The 14,888-nt window shown below is 68.3% G+C and carries 11 protein-coding genes and 4 pseudogenes; 6 read left to right on the top strand and 9 right to left on the bottom strand.

What is annotated here, in order from left to right; translation table 11 throughout:
* Positions 1–527: 527 nt before the first annotated feature.
* A pseudogene (phoU, locus tag BW737_RS19445) lies at positions 528–1,186 on the bottom strand (phosphate signaling complex protein PhoU).
* Positions 1,187–1,250: 64 nt separating this feature from the next.
* Here phoU and BW737_RS08090 point away from each other — a divergent pair.
* The 5 genes and pseudogenes from BW737_RS08090 (at position 1,251) to BW737_RS08070 (ending at position 6,183) form a co-directional block, all read left to right on the top strand.
* Positions 1,251–2,512, top strand: a pseudogene (locus tag BW737_RS08090) (sensor histidine kinase).
* Complete coding sequence (locus tag BW737_RS08085) at positions 2,509–3,234, top strand: response regulator transcription factor (protein WP_086614011.1); 726 nt, start codon at positions 2,509–2,511, stop codon at positions 3,232–3,234. Before BW737_RS08090 ends, BW737_RS08085 begins: the two are co-directional and overlap by 4 nt.
* 124 nt (positions 3,235–3,358) lie before the next feature.
* Positions 3,359–3,852, top strand: a pseudogene (locus BW737_RS08080) (CarD family transcriptional regulator).
* A gap of 79 nt (positions 3,853–3,931) precedes the next feature.
* A pseudogene (locus BW737_RS08075) lies at positions 3,932–4,694 on the top strand (IspD/TarI family cytidylyltransferase).
* Between the two features lie 10 nt (positions 4,695–4,704).
* Positions 4,705–6,183, top strand: a complete 1,479-nt coding sequence (locus tag BW737_RS08070) for an MFS transporter (protein WP_086614012.1) — start codon at positions 4,705–4,707, stop codon at positions 6,181–6,183.
* A gap of 52 nt (positions 6,184–6,235) precedes the next feature.
* On the opposite strand, the gene BW737_RS08065 is transcribed toward BW737_RS08070, so the two are convergent.
* The 8 genes from BW737_RS08065 to BW737_RS08030 form a co-directional block, all read right to left on the bottom strand.
* Positions 6,236–6,673, bottom strand: a complete 438-nt coding sequence (locus BW737_RS08065; protein WP_086614013.1) for an organic hydroperoxide resistance protein — start codon at positions 6,671–6,673, stop codon at positions 6,236–6,238.
* Positions 6,674–6,898: 225 nt separating this feature from the next.
* Positions 6,899–7,273 (bottom strand): DUF2218 domain-containing protein, encoded by a 375-nt coding sequence (locus tag BW737_RS08060; RefSeq protein ID WP_257210616.1) that lies wholly within the window; start codon positions 7,271–7,273, stop codon positions 6,899–6,901.
* A 97-nt stretch (positions 7,274–7,370) separates the two neighbouring features.
* Entirely contained in the window at positions 7,371–8,783 is a 1,413-nt protein-coding gene (locus BW737_RS08055; RefSeq protein WP_086614014.1) for a hypothetical protein, read from the bottom strand.
* On the bottom strand, positions 8,729–9,139 hold the full coding sequence (locus BW737_RS08050) for a hypothetical protein (RefSeq protein ID WP_086614015.1): 411 nt from the start codon (positions 9,137–9,139) through the stop codon (positions 8,729–8,731). The genes BW737_RS08055 and BW737_RS08050 overlap by 55 nt, the downstream gene beginning before the upstream one ends.
* Positions 9,103–9,438 carry a hypothetical protein gene (locus BW737_RS15680; protein ID WP_143233334.1) on the bottom strand — a complete coding sequence of 112 codons (336 nt, stop codon included), beginning with the start codon at positions 9,436–9,438 and terminating at the stop codon, positions 9,103–9,105. The genes BW737_RS08050 and BW737_RS15680 overlap by 37 nt, the downstream gene beginning before the upstream one ends.
* A 191-nt stretch (positions 9,439–9,629) precedes the next feature.
* Positions 9,630–11,669, bottom strand: coding sequence for a hypothetical protein (locus BW737_RS08040; protein ID WP_143233333.1), 2,040 nt, complete (start codon positions 11,667–11,669; stop codon positions 9,630–9,632).
* A 101-nt stretch (positions 11,670–11,770) separates the two neighbouring features.
* Positions 11,771–13,318, bottom strand: a complete 1,548-nt coding sequence (locus BW737_RS08035) for a hypothetical protein (protein ID WP_143233332.1) — start codon at positions 13,316–13,318, stop codon at positions 11,771–11,773.
* Between the two features lie 66 nt (positions 13,319–13,384).
* Positions 13,385–14,611, bottom strand: coding sequence for a hypothetical protein (locus tag BW737_RS08030; protein WP_086614019.1), 1,227 nt, complete (start codon positions 14,609–14,611; stop codon positions 13,385–13,387).
* Between the two features lie 62 nt (positions 14,612–14,673).
* On the opposite strand from BW737_RS08030, the gene BW737_RS16890 reads away from it, so the two are divergent.
* Positions 14,674–14,871: a hypothetical protein gene (locus BW737_RS16890; protein ID WP_086614020.1), complete on the top strand. Its 198-nt coding sequence runs from the start codon at positions 14,674–14,676 to the stop codon at positions 14,869–14,871.
* Positions 14,872–14,888: the final 17 nt, after the last annotated feature.

The following is a 14,888-nucleotide window of genomic DNA, read 5'->3' as shown; positions in this document are numbered from 1 at the left end:
GAAAGGCGGTCCGTCTGACGGAACCCGGTCCGACCGCGGGGGGCCCGGTCCAAACACCGAGGGAGTTGACCGTGGTCCTCCCCACAACCCGCCGGGCCGGAGTACCACGTTCGTGTCGATATCCCGTGATGGTTCGGCACGGGCTGGGGTGTGAGGGTCGTGTTCGGGCGCAGGAGGTCGTGTTCGTCTGGCCGGGCCGGGTCGTTTTGAGGCTTGCGAGGACGTCTTCGGGCCGACGAGGTCGGTGTCGGGGGGGTGGGCGGGGAGGTTGTCGGGCTGATGAGGTCGTTGTCAGTGTTGCGCGTTGTTGTATGCGCGGGCGGCGAGTCGGTGGGGGGACGCGTCGAAGACGCGGGTCAGCCCGCGATGACGTGGTTCGGCCCTTCAGGACGCCGCACGGCAGGGGGTTCTCTACGGCTGGTCGGCGTCCTGGAGGTCTCCCCCACGTCCTGGAACGATCCCGGCCCGCAAGCGACAACGACCCCACGCACTCGAACTACCACACCCTCAAACCGGAAGAGTCCCTTTCAGGATTCGCTGGGGCTGGGAGGGGTGATACCCGAGACGAGGTAAGCCATCCGGCGGGCGACCGACGTGGAGTGGTCACCAAAACGCTCTAGGAAGCGGCCCATGAGCACCGCGTCTACCACCTGCTGGCGGCTCAGCTCGTTTTCCGGGTCGAGGATCATCTGGAAGGACTGCCGGTGCAGTGCGTCCAGCTCGGCGTCGCGCTCCTGGATCTGCGCGGCCAGCTGCAGGTCCTGGGTCTGAATCAGACGACTGAGTCGTGGCCGGCGCGTACGGCGGCGTCGGCCATCTTCACCATCAGCCCGAAAACCGGCTCGGGTACCGCGGGCAGCGGATAGCGCCCGCGCGCGATCGCGGCGACATGGCGGGCAAGGTCGCCCTGCCGCTCCAGGGTCTGGGCCATGCGCAGGGCGGAGATGACGTTGCGCAGGTCCCGGTCCACGGGCTGTTGGCGGGCCAGCAGCATTACGCACATGTCGTCAATGTCGCGCTGGAGGTCGTTGATGCGCTCGTCGGCGTCGATGACCTGTTCGGCCACCACAATGTCGCCGCTGCGCAGCGCCTCCGCGGCGCGCTCGATGGCGGTGGCCACCTGCTCCGCCATGGATGCCAGGTCGGTTCCCAGCTGCTTGAGCTCCTGGTTGAAGATGTCGCGCACGGCTGCCTCCCACGTGTCGGCGCTCGGGCTCGCAAACGGCCCGCCCACCCCTCTACTAGGGGGCGTGGGAACTGTTTGGCTGATCATTGCGGTAGCCGTGGCCGGAGTTGCCGTGGGCGCGGCGGCAGGACTCGCGCTCGGGCACGCCACCCGCGACGCACAGGGCAACGGGATCATCGCCGGCTCGACGCTGGAGCGGGACGGTCTGATCCCGGTGCTGGCCGCGCTCAGTTCCACCGTGGTCCTGCTCGACGACGACGGCGAGGTCCTGCGCGCCTCCGCCGCTGCCTACACCTACAACCTGGTCCGCGACGACGAGGTCAGCGAGCCGCAGATCGCCGAGATGGTTGAACGTGTGCGCTCCTCCGGCCAGGCCGAGGAGGCCGAGATCACGGTGGCTCGTGGCCGCCTGCCCGGTGCGGGCAACTTCCACCTGCAGGTGCGCGTCGCCGGAATCGGGCGGGGCCGGGTGCTGGTACTCATCGAGGATCGCACCGCCGCTCGACGCGTGGAGGAGATGCGGCGCGACTTCGTGGTCAACGCCTCTCACGAGCTCAAGACCCCCGTAGGCGCCATCTCCCTGCTGGCCGAAACCGTGCGCGAGCACGCCGACGACTCCGCGCTCGTCGTCGACTACACCGCGCGCATGAGCCGGGAATCGCACCGCCTGGAACTGCTGGTGGGGGACATCATTGAGCTCTCCCGCCTGCAGGACGGTGACGCCCTGGTCGAGCCCGAAGACGTGAGCCTGGACGACGTCGTCGTCGACGCTCTGGACCGGGTGCGGGTGGAGGCCGAGGCGAAGGAGGTGGCCCTGGTTGCGGGCGGTGCCGAGAACCTCCACGTGCTGGGCGACGCCTCCCTGCTGGTCACGGCCGTCAGCAACCTGCTGGACAACGCCATCCGCTACTCCGATCCACGTACCCGCGTCAGCGTGGGGCTGAGTGTGGACGCTCACGATCCGGAGCTGGTGCGCATCGCCGTCGTCGACCAGGGGATCGGCATCCCCAAACAGGCGCAGGAGCGCGTCTTTGAACGCTTCTACCGGGTGGATAAGGCGCGTTCGCGGGCTACCGGCGGCACCGGACTGGGCCTGTCTATCGTCAAGCACGTGGCCGCCGACCACGGTGGCACGGTGGAGCTGTGGTCGCGCCCGGGCGCGGTAGCACCTTCACGCTGGTGCTGCCCAGACACCGCACCGAGGCGGACCGCCCCGGGCCGGACCCCGAGGCGGTCCAGGCCGTGGCCAGCGGGGCCGCCGGCGCCTCGTTCGCCGCCATCGCCGCCATTTCCGACGAGCCCGCCCGGGGGGAGGAACAGTCGTGACGCGCATCCTGCTGGTGGAGGACGAGGAGAACTACCGTGAGCCGCTGGCGCTGAACCTGCGCCGCGACGGCTTCGAAGTGGTGGAGGCGCAGGATGGCGTGGCCGCCATGGAGCGCTTCGAGGGAGCGGGCGCGCCCGGTGGCAGCGGGCCCATCGACCTGGTTCTGCTGGACCTGATGCTGCCGCGCATGTCCGGGGCGGAGGTGTGCCGGCGCATCCGCCGCAGTTCGCGTGTGCCGGTCATCATGCTCACCGCCCGGGATGCGGAGATGGACAAGATCGCCGGGCTGGAGCTGGGCGCCGATGACTACATCACCAAGCCCTACTCCTACCGGGAACTCGTGGCCCGTGTGCACGCGGTGCTGCGCCGCACCGCGGATGAGGCACCCGAGGAGCCGGTGCTGACGGCCGGGCGGGTCACCATGGACGTGGGCCGCCACGAGGTGCGCGTGGCCGGGCAGGTGGTGCCCATGCCCAAGCGCGAGTTCGAACTACTGGAACTGTTTCTGCGTCACCCCGATCGGGTGCTCACCCGCGCACAGATCATTGAACGCCTGTGGGGGGCCAACTACGTCGGTGACACCAAGACGCTGGATGTACACGTCAAGCGGATCCGCGCCAAGATCGAGACAGACCCCAGCTCCCCGACCCTGCTTACCACTGTGCGCGGGGTTGGTTACCGCCTCGTCCCCGCCCCCACCCCGCGAGACCGGCATCAGTGACGCGCCGAGGGCCTGGTCTCGACACTGCGGGGGCGGCCCACCCATGTGAGCTAGCTCCCCGATCTTGCGGCGTCATTTCCTGATAAAATGAGACCCCGCGACAAATTCTGGAGTGACCTCACACATGACATTTGAAGTCGGCGAGACCGTCGTCTACCCCCACCACGGAGCCGCCCGGATCATTGACATCCGCCAGCGCAAGGTCAGAGGCGAGGAGAAGACCTACTTGCAGCTCGAGGTCGCCCAGGGGGATCTGACCATTCTGGTCCCGGCCGAAAGCGTCGACCTCATCGGTGTGCGCGACGTCGTCGATGAGTCCGGACTCGAGCGCGTCTTCGAGGTGCTGCGGGCGCCGCTGACGGAGGAGCCCACCAACTGGTCGCGGCGCTTCAAGGCCAACCAGGAGAAGATCGCCTCTGGCGACGTCATCAAGGTCGCCGAGGTTGTGCGTGACCTGTCCCGCCGGGACACCGACCGCGGCCTGTCCGCCGGGGAGAAGCGCATGCTGGCCAAGGCCCGGCAGATCCTCGTCTCTGAGCTCGCGCTCGCGCAGAAGACCCCCGAGGAAGAAGCGAGAACACGCTCGACGAGGTCCTCGCCTCCGGCACGGCGGCCTGAGGACGGCCCTCCCCGAGCTCACGCCCGACTCTTCCCAACCTGAAGTCGGGCGGCGGCCGCGCGTTTCCATAACGCTGGTATGGTCCCGGACATGTCGGAAATGACTGCTGGGATTGCCGTCGCCGTACTCACCGCCGCCGGCTCTGGTACCAGGCTCGGCGCTCATGGCCCCAAGGCGCTGGTGGAGGTCGGCGGCGAGTCCCTGCTGCACCGGGCCACCCGCGGCCTGCTCGCTTCCGGCGTCGTCGACCACATCACCATTACTGCGCCCGCCGCCGCGGTTGACCGCTTCACCGCCGAGATCGCCGATCTGATGGGTGGCGCGGGCATCGACGTCGTCGCCGGTTCGCCGGCCTCCCGACAGGCCTCGGTTGCCCTTGGATTGGGCGCTGCCCTGGTCGCGTGCCCCGACGCCGAAGTGGTGCTGGTGCACGACGCGGCCCGCGCCCTGACCCCGCCCGAGCTGATCCGCCGCATTGTCGCCGCTGTGCGCGCCGGGCACGACGCCGTCGTCCCCGGCCTGCCCGTCGTTGACACCGTCAAGGAGATAACGGACATGGGGGAGCGGGTCGAACGAGTAGTCGGCACTCCAGATCGAGCGCGGCTGCGGGCGATCCAGACCCCACAGGCTTCGCCCGCACCACCCTGGAGGCCGCGCACCGGCTCGGGGCGGGTAGCGCCGCCGACGAGGCCCACGCCGCCCGCGACGACGCAGCCTGGTGGAGGCCATGGGCGGCCAGGTCGCCGTCGTCGCCGGGGACCCGCTCGCCCTGAAGGTGACCACGCCGCTGGACCTGGCTGTGGCCGAAGTCCTCGCCCGCCGGGAGGACGATCGGTCTTAGGCTCTACGCCATGAGGCCACACATTCCGGGACGGGATGCCGAATTCACCCCGGCCGGCGCAGCAGGCGGCGACCACGCCGTGTCTGCGCACGGCAAGCTGCTGACCTGGCCGGTGCTCGCCTGGGGGCTGTGGGACTGGGGCTCGGCCGCCTTCAACGCGGTGATCACCACCTTCGTCTTCTCGGTGTACCTGACCAGTGCCGCATTCGGCGACCCCGCTGCCAACGAGTCCGCCCTCTCGGTGGGGCTGACCATCGCGGGCGCCTGCATTGCCTTGCTCGCCCCCGTCACCGGGCAGCGCGCCGACCGCGCCGGCAGCACCGTTTTCTGGTTGGGGGTGTACACGGCGATCGTCGTCGCCGTCAGTGCGGCCCTGTACTTCGTACTGCCCGAGCCCGGTTACTTGTGGCTGGGCATCGTCCTACTCGGGGTCGGCAACGTGTTCTTCGAGTTGGCCTCCGTCAACTACAACGGGCTGCTGTCCCGCCTGGCCACCAAAGACCGCGTGGGCGCCGTCTCCGGGCTCGGCTGGGGCATGGGATACCTCGGTGGCATCGTGCTGCTGCTGATTCTGTACGTCGGTTTCATCAACCCGGAGGTCGGCTGGTTCGGGGTGACCGATGAGAATGGCATGGACGTGCGCGTGTCGATGCTCATCTCGGCCGGCTGGTTCGCGCTGTGCGCCGTCCCGGTGCTGGTCACCCAGTCCGGCAAGCGCGCCTGGCGGCGGTGGGCCGCGATCGCGGGTGCCGATGGCGACGACGAGCGGACAATGGCCGGGCTGGAGACCGAGCCCGTCGACCCCGTGGTGTCACCGCCGCGTGTCTTGCGCCGCGAGTCGCTGCTGGCCTCCTACAAGCAACTGTGGCGCACCCTCGTGGGCCTGTATCGCACGCATCCGGAGGTGTTGTGGTTCCTGCTGGCGGCCGCCGTCTTCCGTGACGGGCTGGCCGGGGTGTTCACCTATGGTGGCATCATCGCCCAGAACACCTTCGGCTTCTCCTCCGGGGACGTGATCATATTCGCTGTTGCCGCCAACGTGGTCGCCGGTGTTGCCACTATCGCGTCTGGGCGGCTCGATGACATGTTCGGCCCGCGGCGAGTGATCCTCGGCGCGCTGACGGTGCTCGTGGTTGCCGGCCTGCTTGTGTTCGTGCTGCACACTGCGGGCGCACGGGTGTTCTGGGTGCTGGGCCTGGTGCTGTCCGGCTGCGTGGGGCCGGCGCAGTCCGCCGCCCGCTCCTATCTCGCGCGACTGGCGCCCCAGGGGCGGGAGGGCGAGATCTTTGGCCTCTACGCCACCACCGGGCGGGCCGTGTCCTTCATGGCGCCCATGATGTACGGCCTATCCATTTGGGTGGGTACGCAAGTGGCCGGTGGTGGCGCCGGTTACTGGGGCATTCTCGGGATTGTGACGGTGCTTGCCGTCGGTCTGCTGCTCATGCTGCGGGTTCAGGATCCCGCCGGACGCATTACCGTCGCCGAGTAGCGGGCGAGGCTGTCCCCTCACCGAGGTCGGTCGATGTCGCTGGCAGGCGGCGTCAGTCGTCGCAGACGGTGATGGTCACCGGGATGTTGCCGCGGGTGGCGTTGGAGTAGGGACACACCTGGTGGGCCGCGTCGGCCAGTGCCTGAGCCGCATCATGCGGCTGCGCGGGAATGACGACCTCCAACTCGACGGCCAGGCCGAAGCCGCCCTCGCCGTTGGAGCCAATGGACACCCGGGCGCCGACGCTGGAGTCGCCCAGGTCGGCTTTCTGCGAGCGGGCGACGGCCTGCAGGGCGGAGTGGAAGCAGGCGGCGTAGCCGGCGGCGAAGAGCTCCTCGGGGTTGGGCAGGTTCGCGCCGGAGCCACCCATCTCCTTCGGTACGGCCAGGTCGGTGTTGATGCGGCCGGTGGCGGAGGCGACATGGCCGTTGCGGCCATCACCGGTGGCCAGGGCTTCGACGGTGTAAATGGGCGTGACGGCTTCGGGCATGGTGGACCTTCTTATGCGGTGTGCGTGGTGCGGATGTCCTACCGCGTCGGGCTGGGAGTCGACTGGACGCAGACTCAGCGTGGGCGTCTGACGCGATAAGACATCGAGTGCGTTGAAAGCTATGTCAGCTCCGCAGATCCGGGAAGTCCTCGGCCGCGTCGGATTCGCCCCCGCGTGCCGCGCGGTCCTCGTACTCGGCGCGCAGGCGGTCCAGGTCCTCCTTGGTCAGCGGGCCCTGCGTGGTGCCGGCGGAGCGTCCTGGCGCGTCCAGGAGATGACCAAGCCATCCTCGTAGCCGAAGCGTGCCAGGTGCCGACCTGCGATGTTCTCCAGGCGCGGCAGCTCCTGTGCGGAGGCCGAAAGCGTCAGGACGAGCGCTCCGTCCTCGCAGGTCAGGTCCGCGACGCCGGCCACGGCTCCCTCACGGTTGAAGACCAGGTGGCCGGTGGACTCGGCCCCGTTCCACTCGCCGTCGATCTTTCGGCTCATGTGACTGACAAGGCGGCGCCCGTAGTCGGCCGGCTTGTCAGTCGCCACACGGGCCACCGAGCGGGAGTCGAAGTCAGGGGTCTCATTCGCATTTACTGAATTAGTGGTCATGGGACGAGGTTAGCCTGACGCTTTAGGGTAGCCTAGAGTTATCGCCCATGGCTGAGCGCTCAGGCCGACGGCCCGTAATGGGAATACGGTGGGCGCTTCAGGCGGGGCGGTCCATGATCGCCGCCGGCCGGTTGCTGAGTCCGACGACGACGGTCTCAGCACTGCCGGAACTCCCGGTCCCGGAGGCGGTCCGGGCGGACTCATCAGGGTCTTCGGCCGTGACCGTGCGGGAGCACACCAGGGCGATGATGCCGGGCGCCGGCACCAGGTAGCCGTCGTCGAGGTAATGCTGGTCTGCCGCGTAGATCGTGGCGTCGTCCTCAATGTCCTCGCCGTCCAGGTGCACGGCGACGTCGCCGTCCGGGGCGACGACGTCGAAGCCCATGCCCTGTGGGGAATAGGCATCGCCGGAGCGGCTTGTGGTCAGGGCATCGAGGTACCCGCGACCGGATGCCCGTTCGGTCAGTTCCCGGACGGTGCCGACCTTCCCGGTGGCGGGTTCGAAGACGACGTCGGCGGAGCCGGCCGAGGAACCGGCCTGGACTCGCAGTGTCCTGGTGGCGTGGTCCCGTACCGGGGCTGCGAGGTCTCCCAGAGGTACCGCGGGCGTGGGTGCGGCGCCGGACAGGGCGTCTAGGTTGACGGCATCCAGAGGGTGAGTAACGGCCCCGGCGGCGCCCGGATCCTGCTCCGCGAGCTTGGTGTAGACGGTGTCGGGGTCACGGTACCGCGCGGTCCACCCGTCGACGACGACCGGGCCGGCCTGACTCCCGGCGGGGACGACGCCGCCGACGGTGGTGATGGCCGTGGGGTCGTCATCGGGCGCGAGGGTCAACTCGCACCATCCTTCCCGGTCGCTCGGGCAGTAGGTACCCAGGACCAGGGTCGAATGTCCGCCCTGGAAGAACGACGCGTGCTCCCAGCCGGAGGTCGCGCAGCCCCAGTCGTCCTCGCATGTCGGGAAACGCGTATCCGGCACCGTGGCCAGGACGGAGCCGTCCGTCAGTGACAACACCTCGTCGTCGACCATGAGCACGTGATCGGTGATCTGCAGGCGATTCTCGTCGCCCGACCAATCGTGATTGGAGTGGTGGTGCATGTGCTCGAAGGCGATGCGCCCGGTGGCGGTGTCGATGCCGACGAACAGGGTACGGGTGGGGCCGGCGCCGTAGGCGATCACCAGGTGCGTACGGTCCGGGCTGAGGGCGGCGTAGCAGGAGGCCTCCTGCTGGTCGCCGTCGCAGTCGCCGAGCTTTATGGTTGACGCCGGTCGGGTTTGGATCCAATCGGTATAGCCGCTGTTGGGGTCGAGGCCGAGGACACCGTGGTCGGTGATGACCAGTGGGCTGAACGTTCCCGCAATGACCCCCAGCACCGGCTCGTCTTCGCCGAACACCCGCTGCCAGGCGACGTCGTCGTCGAGCGTGACGGGGACGGATACGGGGCGGACGGCGGTCAGCCATACGGATCGGGCGCGATCCGGGAAGGAAAGCCCCGGGAGCAGGAGCACCGTGGCTGCGATGGCAAGGGCGAGAACCGTGGCGGCCAGCGCCGTCGGCGTGGGGCGCAGGCGGCGCCGGAGGGCTGATGATCGGCCGGGCGCCGCCTTCTGAGCAGGCGCAGCGGGACGTCGGCGGCGACCATGAGGGCGATCCCGGCGGCGGTGACGGTGAGTGGGAACAGCGCCGGGTAATCCATGCCGATCGCCCCGGACTGCCGCAGCCACAGTCTGCCGAAGAGGCCTGCCACGACGAATGCCGGTATGACCGTCAGCAGCAGCACGAGGAGGGTGGCGGCCCGGAGGCGGTGATCGCGGGGTAGCGCCCGGATCAGGTGCGCGTAGTACGCCCAGGCCAGCAGGGCCACCGGTGTAAGCAGGACGAGCGTGGGGATGAGCCATCGATTGCCGTTTCCAGCATGCCGGGGTTGTGGGATGCCTGGCTCATGGCCCGGGCGCCGGCCCCGATGGCGGTGATCAGGCCACCGGCGCGCAGGCCGCGCAGGAACTCTGCCGTTCCCCTGGCGGCAACCGCCGGGAAACCGGGCCCGGGGGTCGGCGGGGGAGGGAGCTCGGTATGCGGGGTGGACGGGGGCGCGTCGTTGGGGCTGGATGGAGGCGGGGAGATGTCGGCGGCGGGCTCGTCTGACTCGGCGGAGGGGCGCATGATCTAAGAATGTCAGGCTACGGGGCGGGAGAGTCGGTGTACGTTGCACGACTCCGGGGTGCGCTGCACGACCCCGGTGTACGTTGCACGACCCCGGGGTGGTCGTGGAACAGGCACCAAGGTCGTGCAAGACCGCCCGAGGCCGTGCAGAGTACGGCTGAGGCCTCATCCGCTGCGACCGCAGCGGCTTCCTAGCCGAGTCCGACCACCACGGTTTGGTGGTTGCTGGTTCCGTCATTGTCGTCTACGACGGCTCGGTCATGGACCAGGGTTATGACGCCGGGCGCGGGTACGAGGTAGCCGTCGTGGTAGTAGGCCAGGGTTCCGTCGGCGGCCGCGATGTCGGCCGGATCGGTGATGTCCTCGTAATTCAGTTGCTGTATCGCGGAGTAATCATGGTTGCGCGCCTCGAGGTCCTTCCAATCCTTGTAACCTAACTCCTCTGGGCTTTCCTCTAGGCCGTGCTCACGTATGTACTCAAGCCGGGCCTCTACGTTCCCATATTCCAGTGGCTGTCGTATTTTGAGGTCGTCGAGATAGCCGAGGCCGGACCTCTGCTCGGTGAGTTTCTGGAGGTCGTTCACCTGGCCGGTGATGGGATCGAAGATGACCACGGTCGGAGAAATCCCCAGCACTTTTAGCGTGCGTGAGGCCCTGACCTGTTCCGGATAGATGAGGTCACCGAGGGGCACCGGGGCGGCGTCGCCGGCGCCGGACAGGGCATCGAGGCTGACGGCGTCAACCGGATGAGTGTCGATGAAGTCCTTGGGGCGTTCCCCTACATCCTGGTAGGTGGCCTCGGGATCGTCGTAGCGCACGGTCCATCCGTCAACCACCACCGGGCCGCTGTCGAACTCGGGAAGAATGCCGCCGACGGTGGTGACGGCCGTGAGGTCGTTGTCCGGGGCAAGCGTCACGTCACACCAAACGGCACTGGAGGTGAGGGGATCGGTGTGGGGGCAGTACGCCCCGAGGATGAGAGTCGAGTGACCGCCCTGGAAGAACGATGAGAAGACCCATTCGGATTGGTACGACGGCTCGTCTCCGCCGTAGGAGTAGCACATGGAATCGTTGTCGCATGCTGCAATGTCGACCTCGGGCAGAGAGGCAACGAGGCTGCCATCGGTGAGGGAGAGGACTTCCTCCCCGGCCGCAAGAACATGGTCGGTGACTTGAATGTGAGTTCCCCAGGACCGCCAGGTCCGGTCGACGTCGTCGATGGCGTGCATGTGCTCGAAGGCGACCGCCCCGGTGGTGGTATCGAGCACGACGAGCAGGGTTGCTTCACCGCCGGTGCCATATCCGAGCACGAGGTGTGTGCGGTCCGGGCTCAAACCCACGGAGCAACCGGCCACTGTGTCGCTCGCCCTGCATTTGCCGCCCTCAAATGGTTGTATTTCTGCGGGGCGGGTGTAGGACCAGGTGGTTTCGCCGGTGTGGGGGTCCAGGCCCTGGGCCCCGTGTTCGGTAATGACGATGGGGCCGGTTGCTCCGGCGACAACGCCCTTAAGTGAATCGGAATCGTTGTGGTCGAAGGTGTGCCACCAGATGCCTTGGTTGCCGAGCGTTTCGGGGATTGGTTCGGCTTCGGTGGCGGTTACTTGTGTGGATTGGGGTTGGAAGGTGTTGGCGGGCAGGGCGAGCGCGGTGGTGGCGACGGTGATGGTAAGGACGGCGACCGCCGTCGTGGTTCGGGTGGGGCGGAGGTGGCGTAGTAGGGGTTGTTTGGAGGGCGTAAGACTGCCGCGTTCCAGGTGCAGCAGGAGGCTGGCCGTGACCGTGGCGCCGATTCCGGCGGAGGCGACGGCTAGTTGGGAGAGCACTGGGTAGGGGAGACCAATGGCCTGGGAGCGCTGCCACCAGTACCTGCCGATCAGAACTACGGCGATGGTGGTGGGGACCAGCACAAGCATGGCGGCGAGTAGGAGCGTGCGTCGGGGACGGGGACTGTCTGCCGGTTCGACTATGCAGGCGTAAAAGGCCCAGACCGTAGCAGCTACGAGGAGCAGGATGAAGGAGAGCGAGAGTGGATCCAAGCTGCTGCTGTGTGGGCCTAACACGCCCGGGTTCCGCCTGGCCTGCCACCCGGCCCAGATGCCTGCGATGGCGGCGGCCAGTAGTCCGCCGGCGCGTAGTCCGCGCAGGATATCGGCGCGCCGGGTTTGGTTCCGGCGCGGGGACCGCGACCCGGGCATGGGCTGGGAGGGCGGGGCGTCGTCGTCGGTGGACATGAGTCGAGGATTGCAGGAGGTGCCGCACCCGGCCATGGGGCGAGCTGCCCGTGTGGCGCGTGCTCCAGCGCCGATGTGTCTGGTACGGCTTCGCCACGTAGTCAGCGCAGCGCGGTGATGATGAGCTCGTAAGAGGCGTCTCCGGTTGCCTGTTCCACTGCCGCGTGCTGATCGACGACGGCGACCACGCCGGGCGCCCGGAGTACGTAGCCAGACCCGGAAGTCGGAAGCCAATCGGTGGCGGCGGGGTAGTCATCCAGGTGCAGGACGACCTCACCATCCGGGCGTACCACGCTTACGCCTTCGTCTTTCGACCTGTGGACGTTGAGCGTCTCCAGATAGGCGGCACCGGAGGTCTGCCCCGCTAGCTCTTCACCGGTATAGGCCTCATCCGCGGACGGGACTATATAGGCCTCGGCCGCCTGCTCTGTCTCCTCGGGGTTGCCCTCGGCGGTGAGCACTCGATACGGATGCCTGATGCGGTAGGAACGCACGGTGCCGCCGAGCCCATCCAGCGGCACCGTCTCCGCGGGCCTGGAACCGGAGACGGAGTCCAGGTCCACAGCCTCGAGCGGGAGACCACGCCCGGCGGCCTCCTCCGCTGGTTCGGTGCCCTCTCGGGAGCTCTGGGACAGCTCCGCATAGGCGGCATCGGGGTCGGCGTAACGCACGATCCACCCCTCGATGGCCTCCGGGCCGCCGTATTCTGCGGGGACGACCCCGGCGACGGTCTGGATGGCGGTGGGGTCGTCGTCCGGGGCGATCTGCACCTCGCACCAGGTCGAGTTCTTGTCATAGTCATGGTCGGGACGCCAGCAGGCTAGTCCGAGGATGAGCGTCGCATGACCGCCGCTTGACGGCCCCTCCAACCTCTCGCACAGCTCCACGTCGTCGCGGGGACAGTCGTTGGTGAGGCCGACGTCGGGAAGCGCACTAGTGGGAACCGTGGCAAGCGGGCTCCCATCGTCAAGCGACAGTACCTTCTCTCCCACCATGAGCACCCGGTCGGTGACGTGGACATAACTGCGTTTCCTAGCGCCGGTGTTACGGCCCTCGCCTCCTCCGTATGTGTGCGTGTGCTCGAAGACGGCCTCGCCGGTGGTGGTGTCGAGCACGACCAGCAGCAGGCCCTGGTCGGCGTCGTAACCCAACACGAGCCTGCTTCTATCCGGAGTGAGCACCGCGTAGCACGACGCATCGTCGTATGGTTCGGGCAGCCCATCGAGGCCGGTTTTGGAGTCGCACGGATTTCCGATTCTGACGAGCGAATCGGGGCGGGTGTAGGACCACGTCTGCTCGCCGGTTGCGGAGTCCAGGCCCGAGGCGCCGTGGGTGGTGACGATGATGGGGCCGGCCGCTCCGGCGGTTACGCCGGTTATGGCGTCGCGGTCGTCGTAGCGGATGACCTGCTGCCAGGCGACCTCCTCGCCGAGAACGTCGGGTATGGGGGCGACGGCGGCGTCCGGCACCTGCACGGATTCGGACGCGTGCATCCTCTGCGCGATTACCAGCGCCGCGGCCCCGACGGCGAGTACGAGGACGGTGGCGATGACCGCTAGTCGGCTGGGACGCGCGCGGCGCCGGGCTCCGCTGCCGCGGGCGGGCGCGGAGCCGCTATTCGACGCCGAAGATGACCACTTCCGACTCATCGGTCTTCCCGTCCTCTGTGGTAGTGCGGTGCTGCTCTACGGCGACGATCACGCCGGGCGCCGGCATCAGGTAGCGTCGGTGTGCTCGATACGAGCGTCGTATTCGGCCAGGTGCAGGGCAACGGAGCCGTCGGGGCGAGTGATGTCTAGGTCGCTGCCAGATCTGGTGACGGTCAGCGCATCCAGATAAGTGGGCCCCGTGCCCTGCTCTAACGCCTGGTCGACGCCCTGTACCTGCCGCGTGGCCGGGTCGAAGACCACCGTGTCGCCGGGGTCCGCGTTCGCACCCACCACGGCCAAGGTGCGGGCGCCGTAGTCCCGTACGGTCTGCCCCGAGGCGCCCAGCGGCACCGGTGAGATGTCGTCGGTGCCCACGAGGGCGTCCAGGCTCACGGCCTCCAGGGGGAGGGAGAGCGGGTCCGCCTCATCGTCGCGCATAGCGGCGTAGGCGGCGTCGGCGTCGCTATAGCGGATGGCCCACCCGTCAAGCACGGGCGGTGTCAGAACGGGATAGACGTCGTCAAGGTTGTCCCCGTCGACATTGCTCTGCCCCTCGGCGTCGCCCGTGCTCCGGTCGATGGGTACGAAGCCGCCGACGCGCCGTGAGGCAGTGGGATTGTCATCGGGCGCCAGGGTCAATTCGCACCAACTGGTTGCGGTGAGGCCGGGGCTCCAGCAGGTCGAGTCCAGGATGAGGGTGGAGTGCCCGCCCTGGGAGCCGGGCCAGTAGCTGTCGCAGGACTCCACATCGGTGCGCAGGCATTGCCGGTTGCCGTCAACGACGGCCGGGTCCGGCGGCAGGGTGGCCAGGACGGTGCCGTCTTCGAGCGAGATCACCTCCCGTTCGGCCATGACTACGTGATCGGTGACCTGGATGTGCAGGTCTACGGCCCGCTCGGTGAGGATCGCGTAGCCGGTCACCGTGTGGTCGAACAGCACCTCTCCGGTGGCGGTGTCGAGCCCGACCAGCCGGGTGGCGTAATTGTCGGTGGCCGTGCTCAGCCCGAGGACTAGGCGGGTGCCGTCCGGACTCAGCACCGCCTGGCCGTGGGCCCGTTCGGCGGAGACCACGCCGTATCCGGTGACCGACACGGTGGTTTCGGGATCGCGGTAGGACCAGGTGGTCTCGCCGGTTTCGGGGTCGAGCCCCATCGCGCCGTGGCCGGTGACGATAATGGGCCCAGAGGCCCCGGCCAGCACGCCCTCGACGTGGTAGATCTCGGCGTCGTTGTTGTCGATAACGCGTTGCCAGCGCACCTGTTGCCCCAGGGCCTCCGGAATGTCTGCGGCCATGCCGGCGGGCGCGGTGACTGAGACGGCCGCTGTTGTGGGGGTGAGGGGAGGCCGTCGCCGTCGTGGGGGTAGGGGAGGCCGTCGACGGCGTGGCCGTCGGGGCCGATCCAGCGCAGCCCGCCAGCGTGGGCACCGTCAAGCCGACGGCGACGGCGGTAGTCAGGGCGGTGGCGCGGATCGTCCGCGCCGGGAGGTATAGACCGGCTCGCGTGCCATCGTCGTTGGCGGATGAGGTGCGCATGCTCCCAGCGTGGCAGTAGGGGCGACACCTGGCCAT

This window comes from Actinomyces ruminis, assembly GCF_002154335.2.
GTDB lineage: Bacteria > Actinomycetota > Actinomycetes > Actinomycetales > Actinomycetaceae > Actinomyces > Actinomyces ruminis.
The sequence above is the reverse complement of the archived record's forward strand: the minus strand, read 5'-3'. Positions and strand labels throughout refer to the sequence as shown.

Excerpts from the sequence above, each read along its gene's own strand:
- BW737_RS08070 (WP_086614012.1), top strand. The coding sequence starts at position 4,705 with ATGAGGCCACACATTCCGGGACGGGATGCCGAATTCACCCCGGCCGGC.
- BW737_RS08065 (WP_086614013.1), bottom strand. The coding sequence starts at position 6,673 with ATGCCCGAAGCCGTCACGCCCATTTACACCGTCGAAGCCCTGGCCACC.
- BW737_RS08060 (WP_257210616.1), bottom strand. The coding sequence starts at position 7,273 with ATGACCACTAATTCAGTAAATGCGAATGAGACCCCTGACTTCGACTCC.
- BW737_RS15680 (WP_143233334.1), bottom strand. The coding sequence starts at position 9,438 with ATGCGCCCCTCCGCCGAGTCAGACGAGCCCGCCGCCGACATCTCCCCG.
- BW737_RS08040 (WP_143233333.1), bottom strand. The coding sequence starts at position 11,669 with ATGTCCACCGACGACGACGCCCCGCCCTCCCAGCCCATGCCCGGGTCG.
- BW737_RS08035 (WP_143233332.1), bottom strand. The coding sequence starts at position 13,318 with ATGAGTCGGAAGTGGTCATCTTCGGCGTCGAATAGCGGCTCCGCGCCC.
- BW737_RS08030 (WP_086614019.1), bottom strand. The coding sequence starts at position 14,611 with ATGGCCGCAGACATTCCGGAGGCCCTGGGGCAACAGGTGCGCTGGCAA.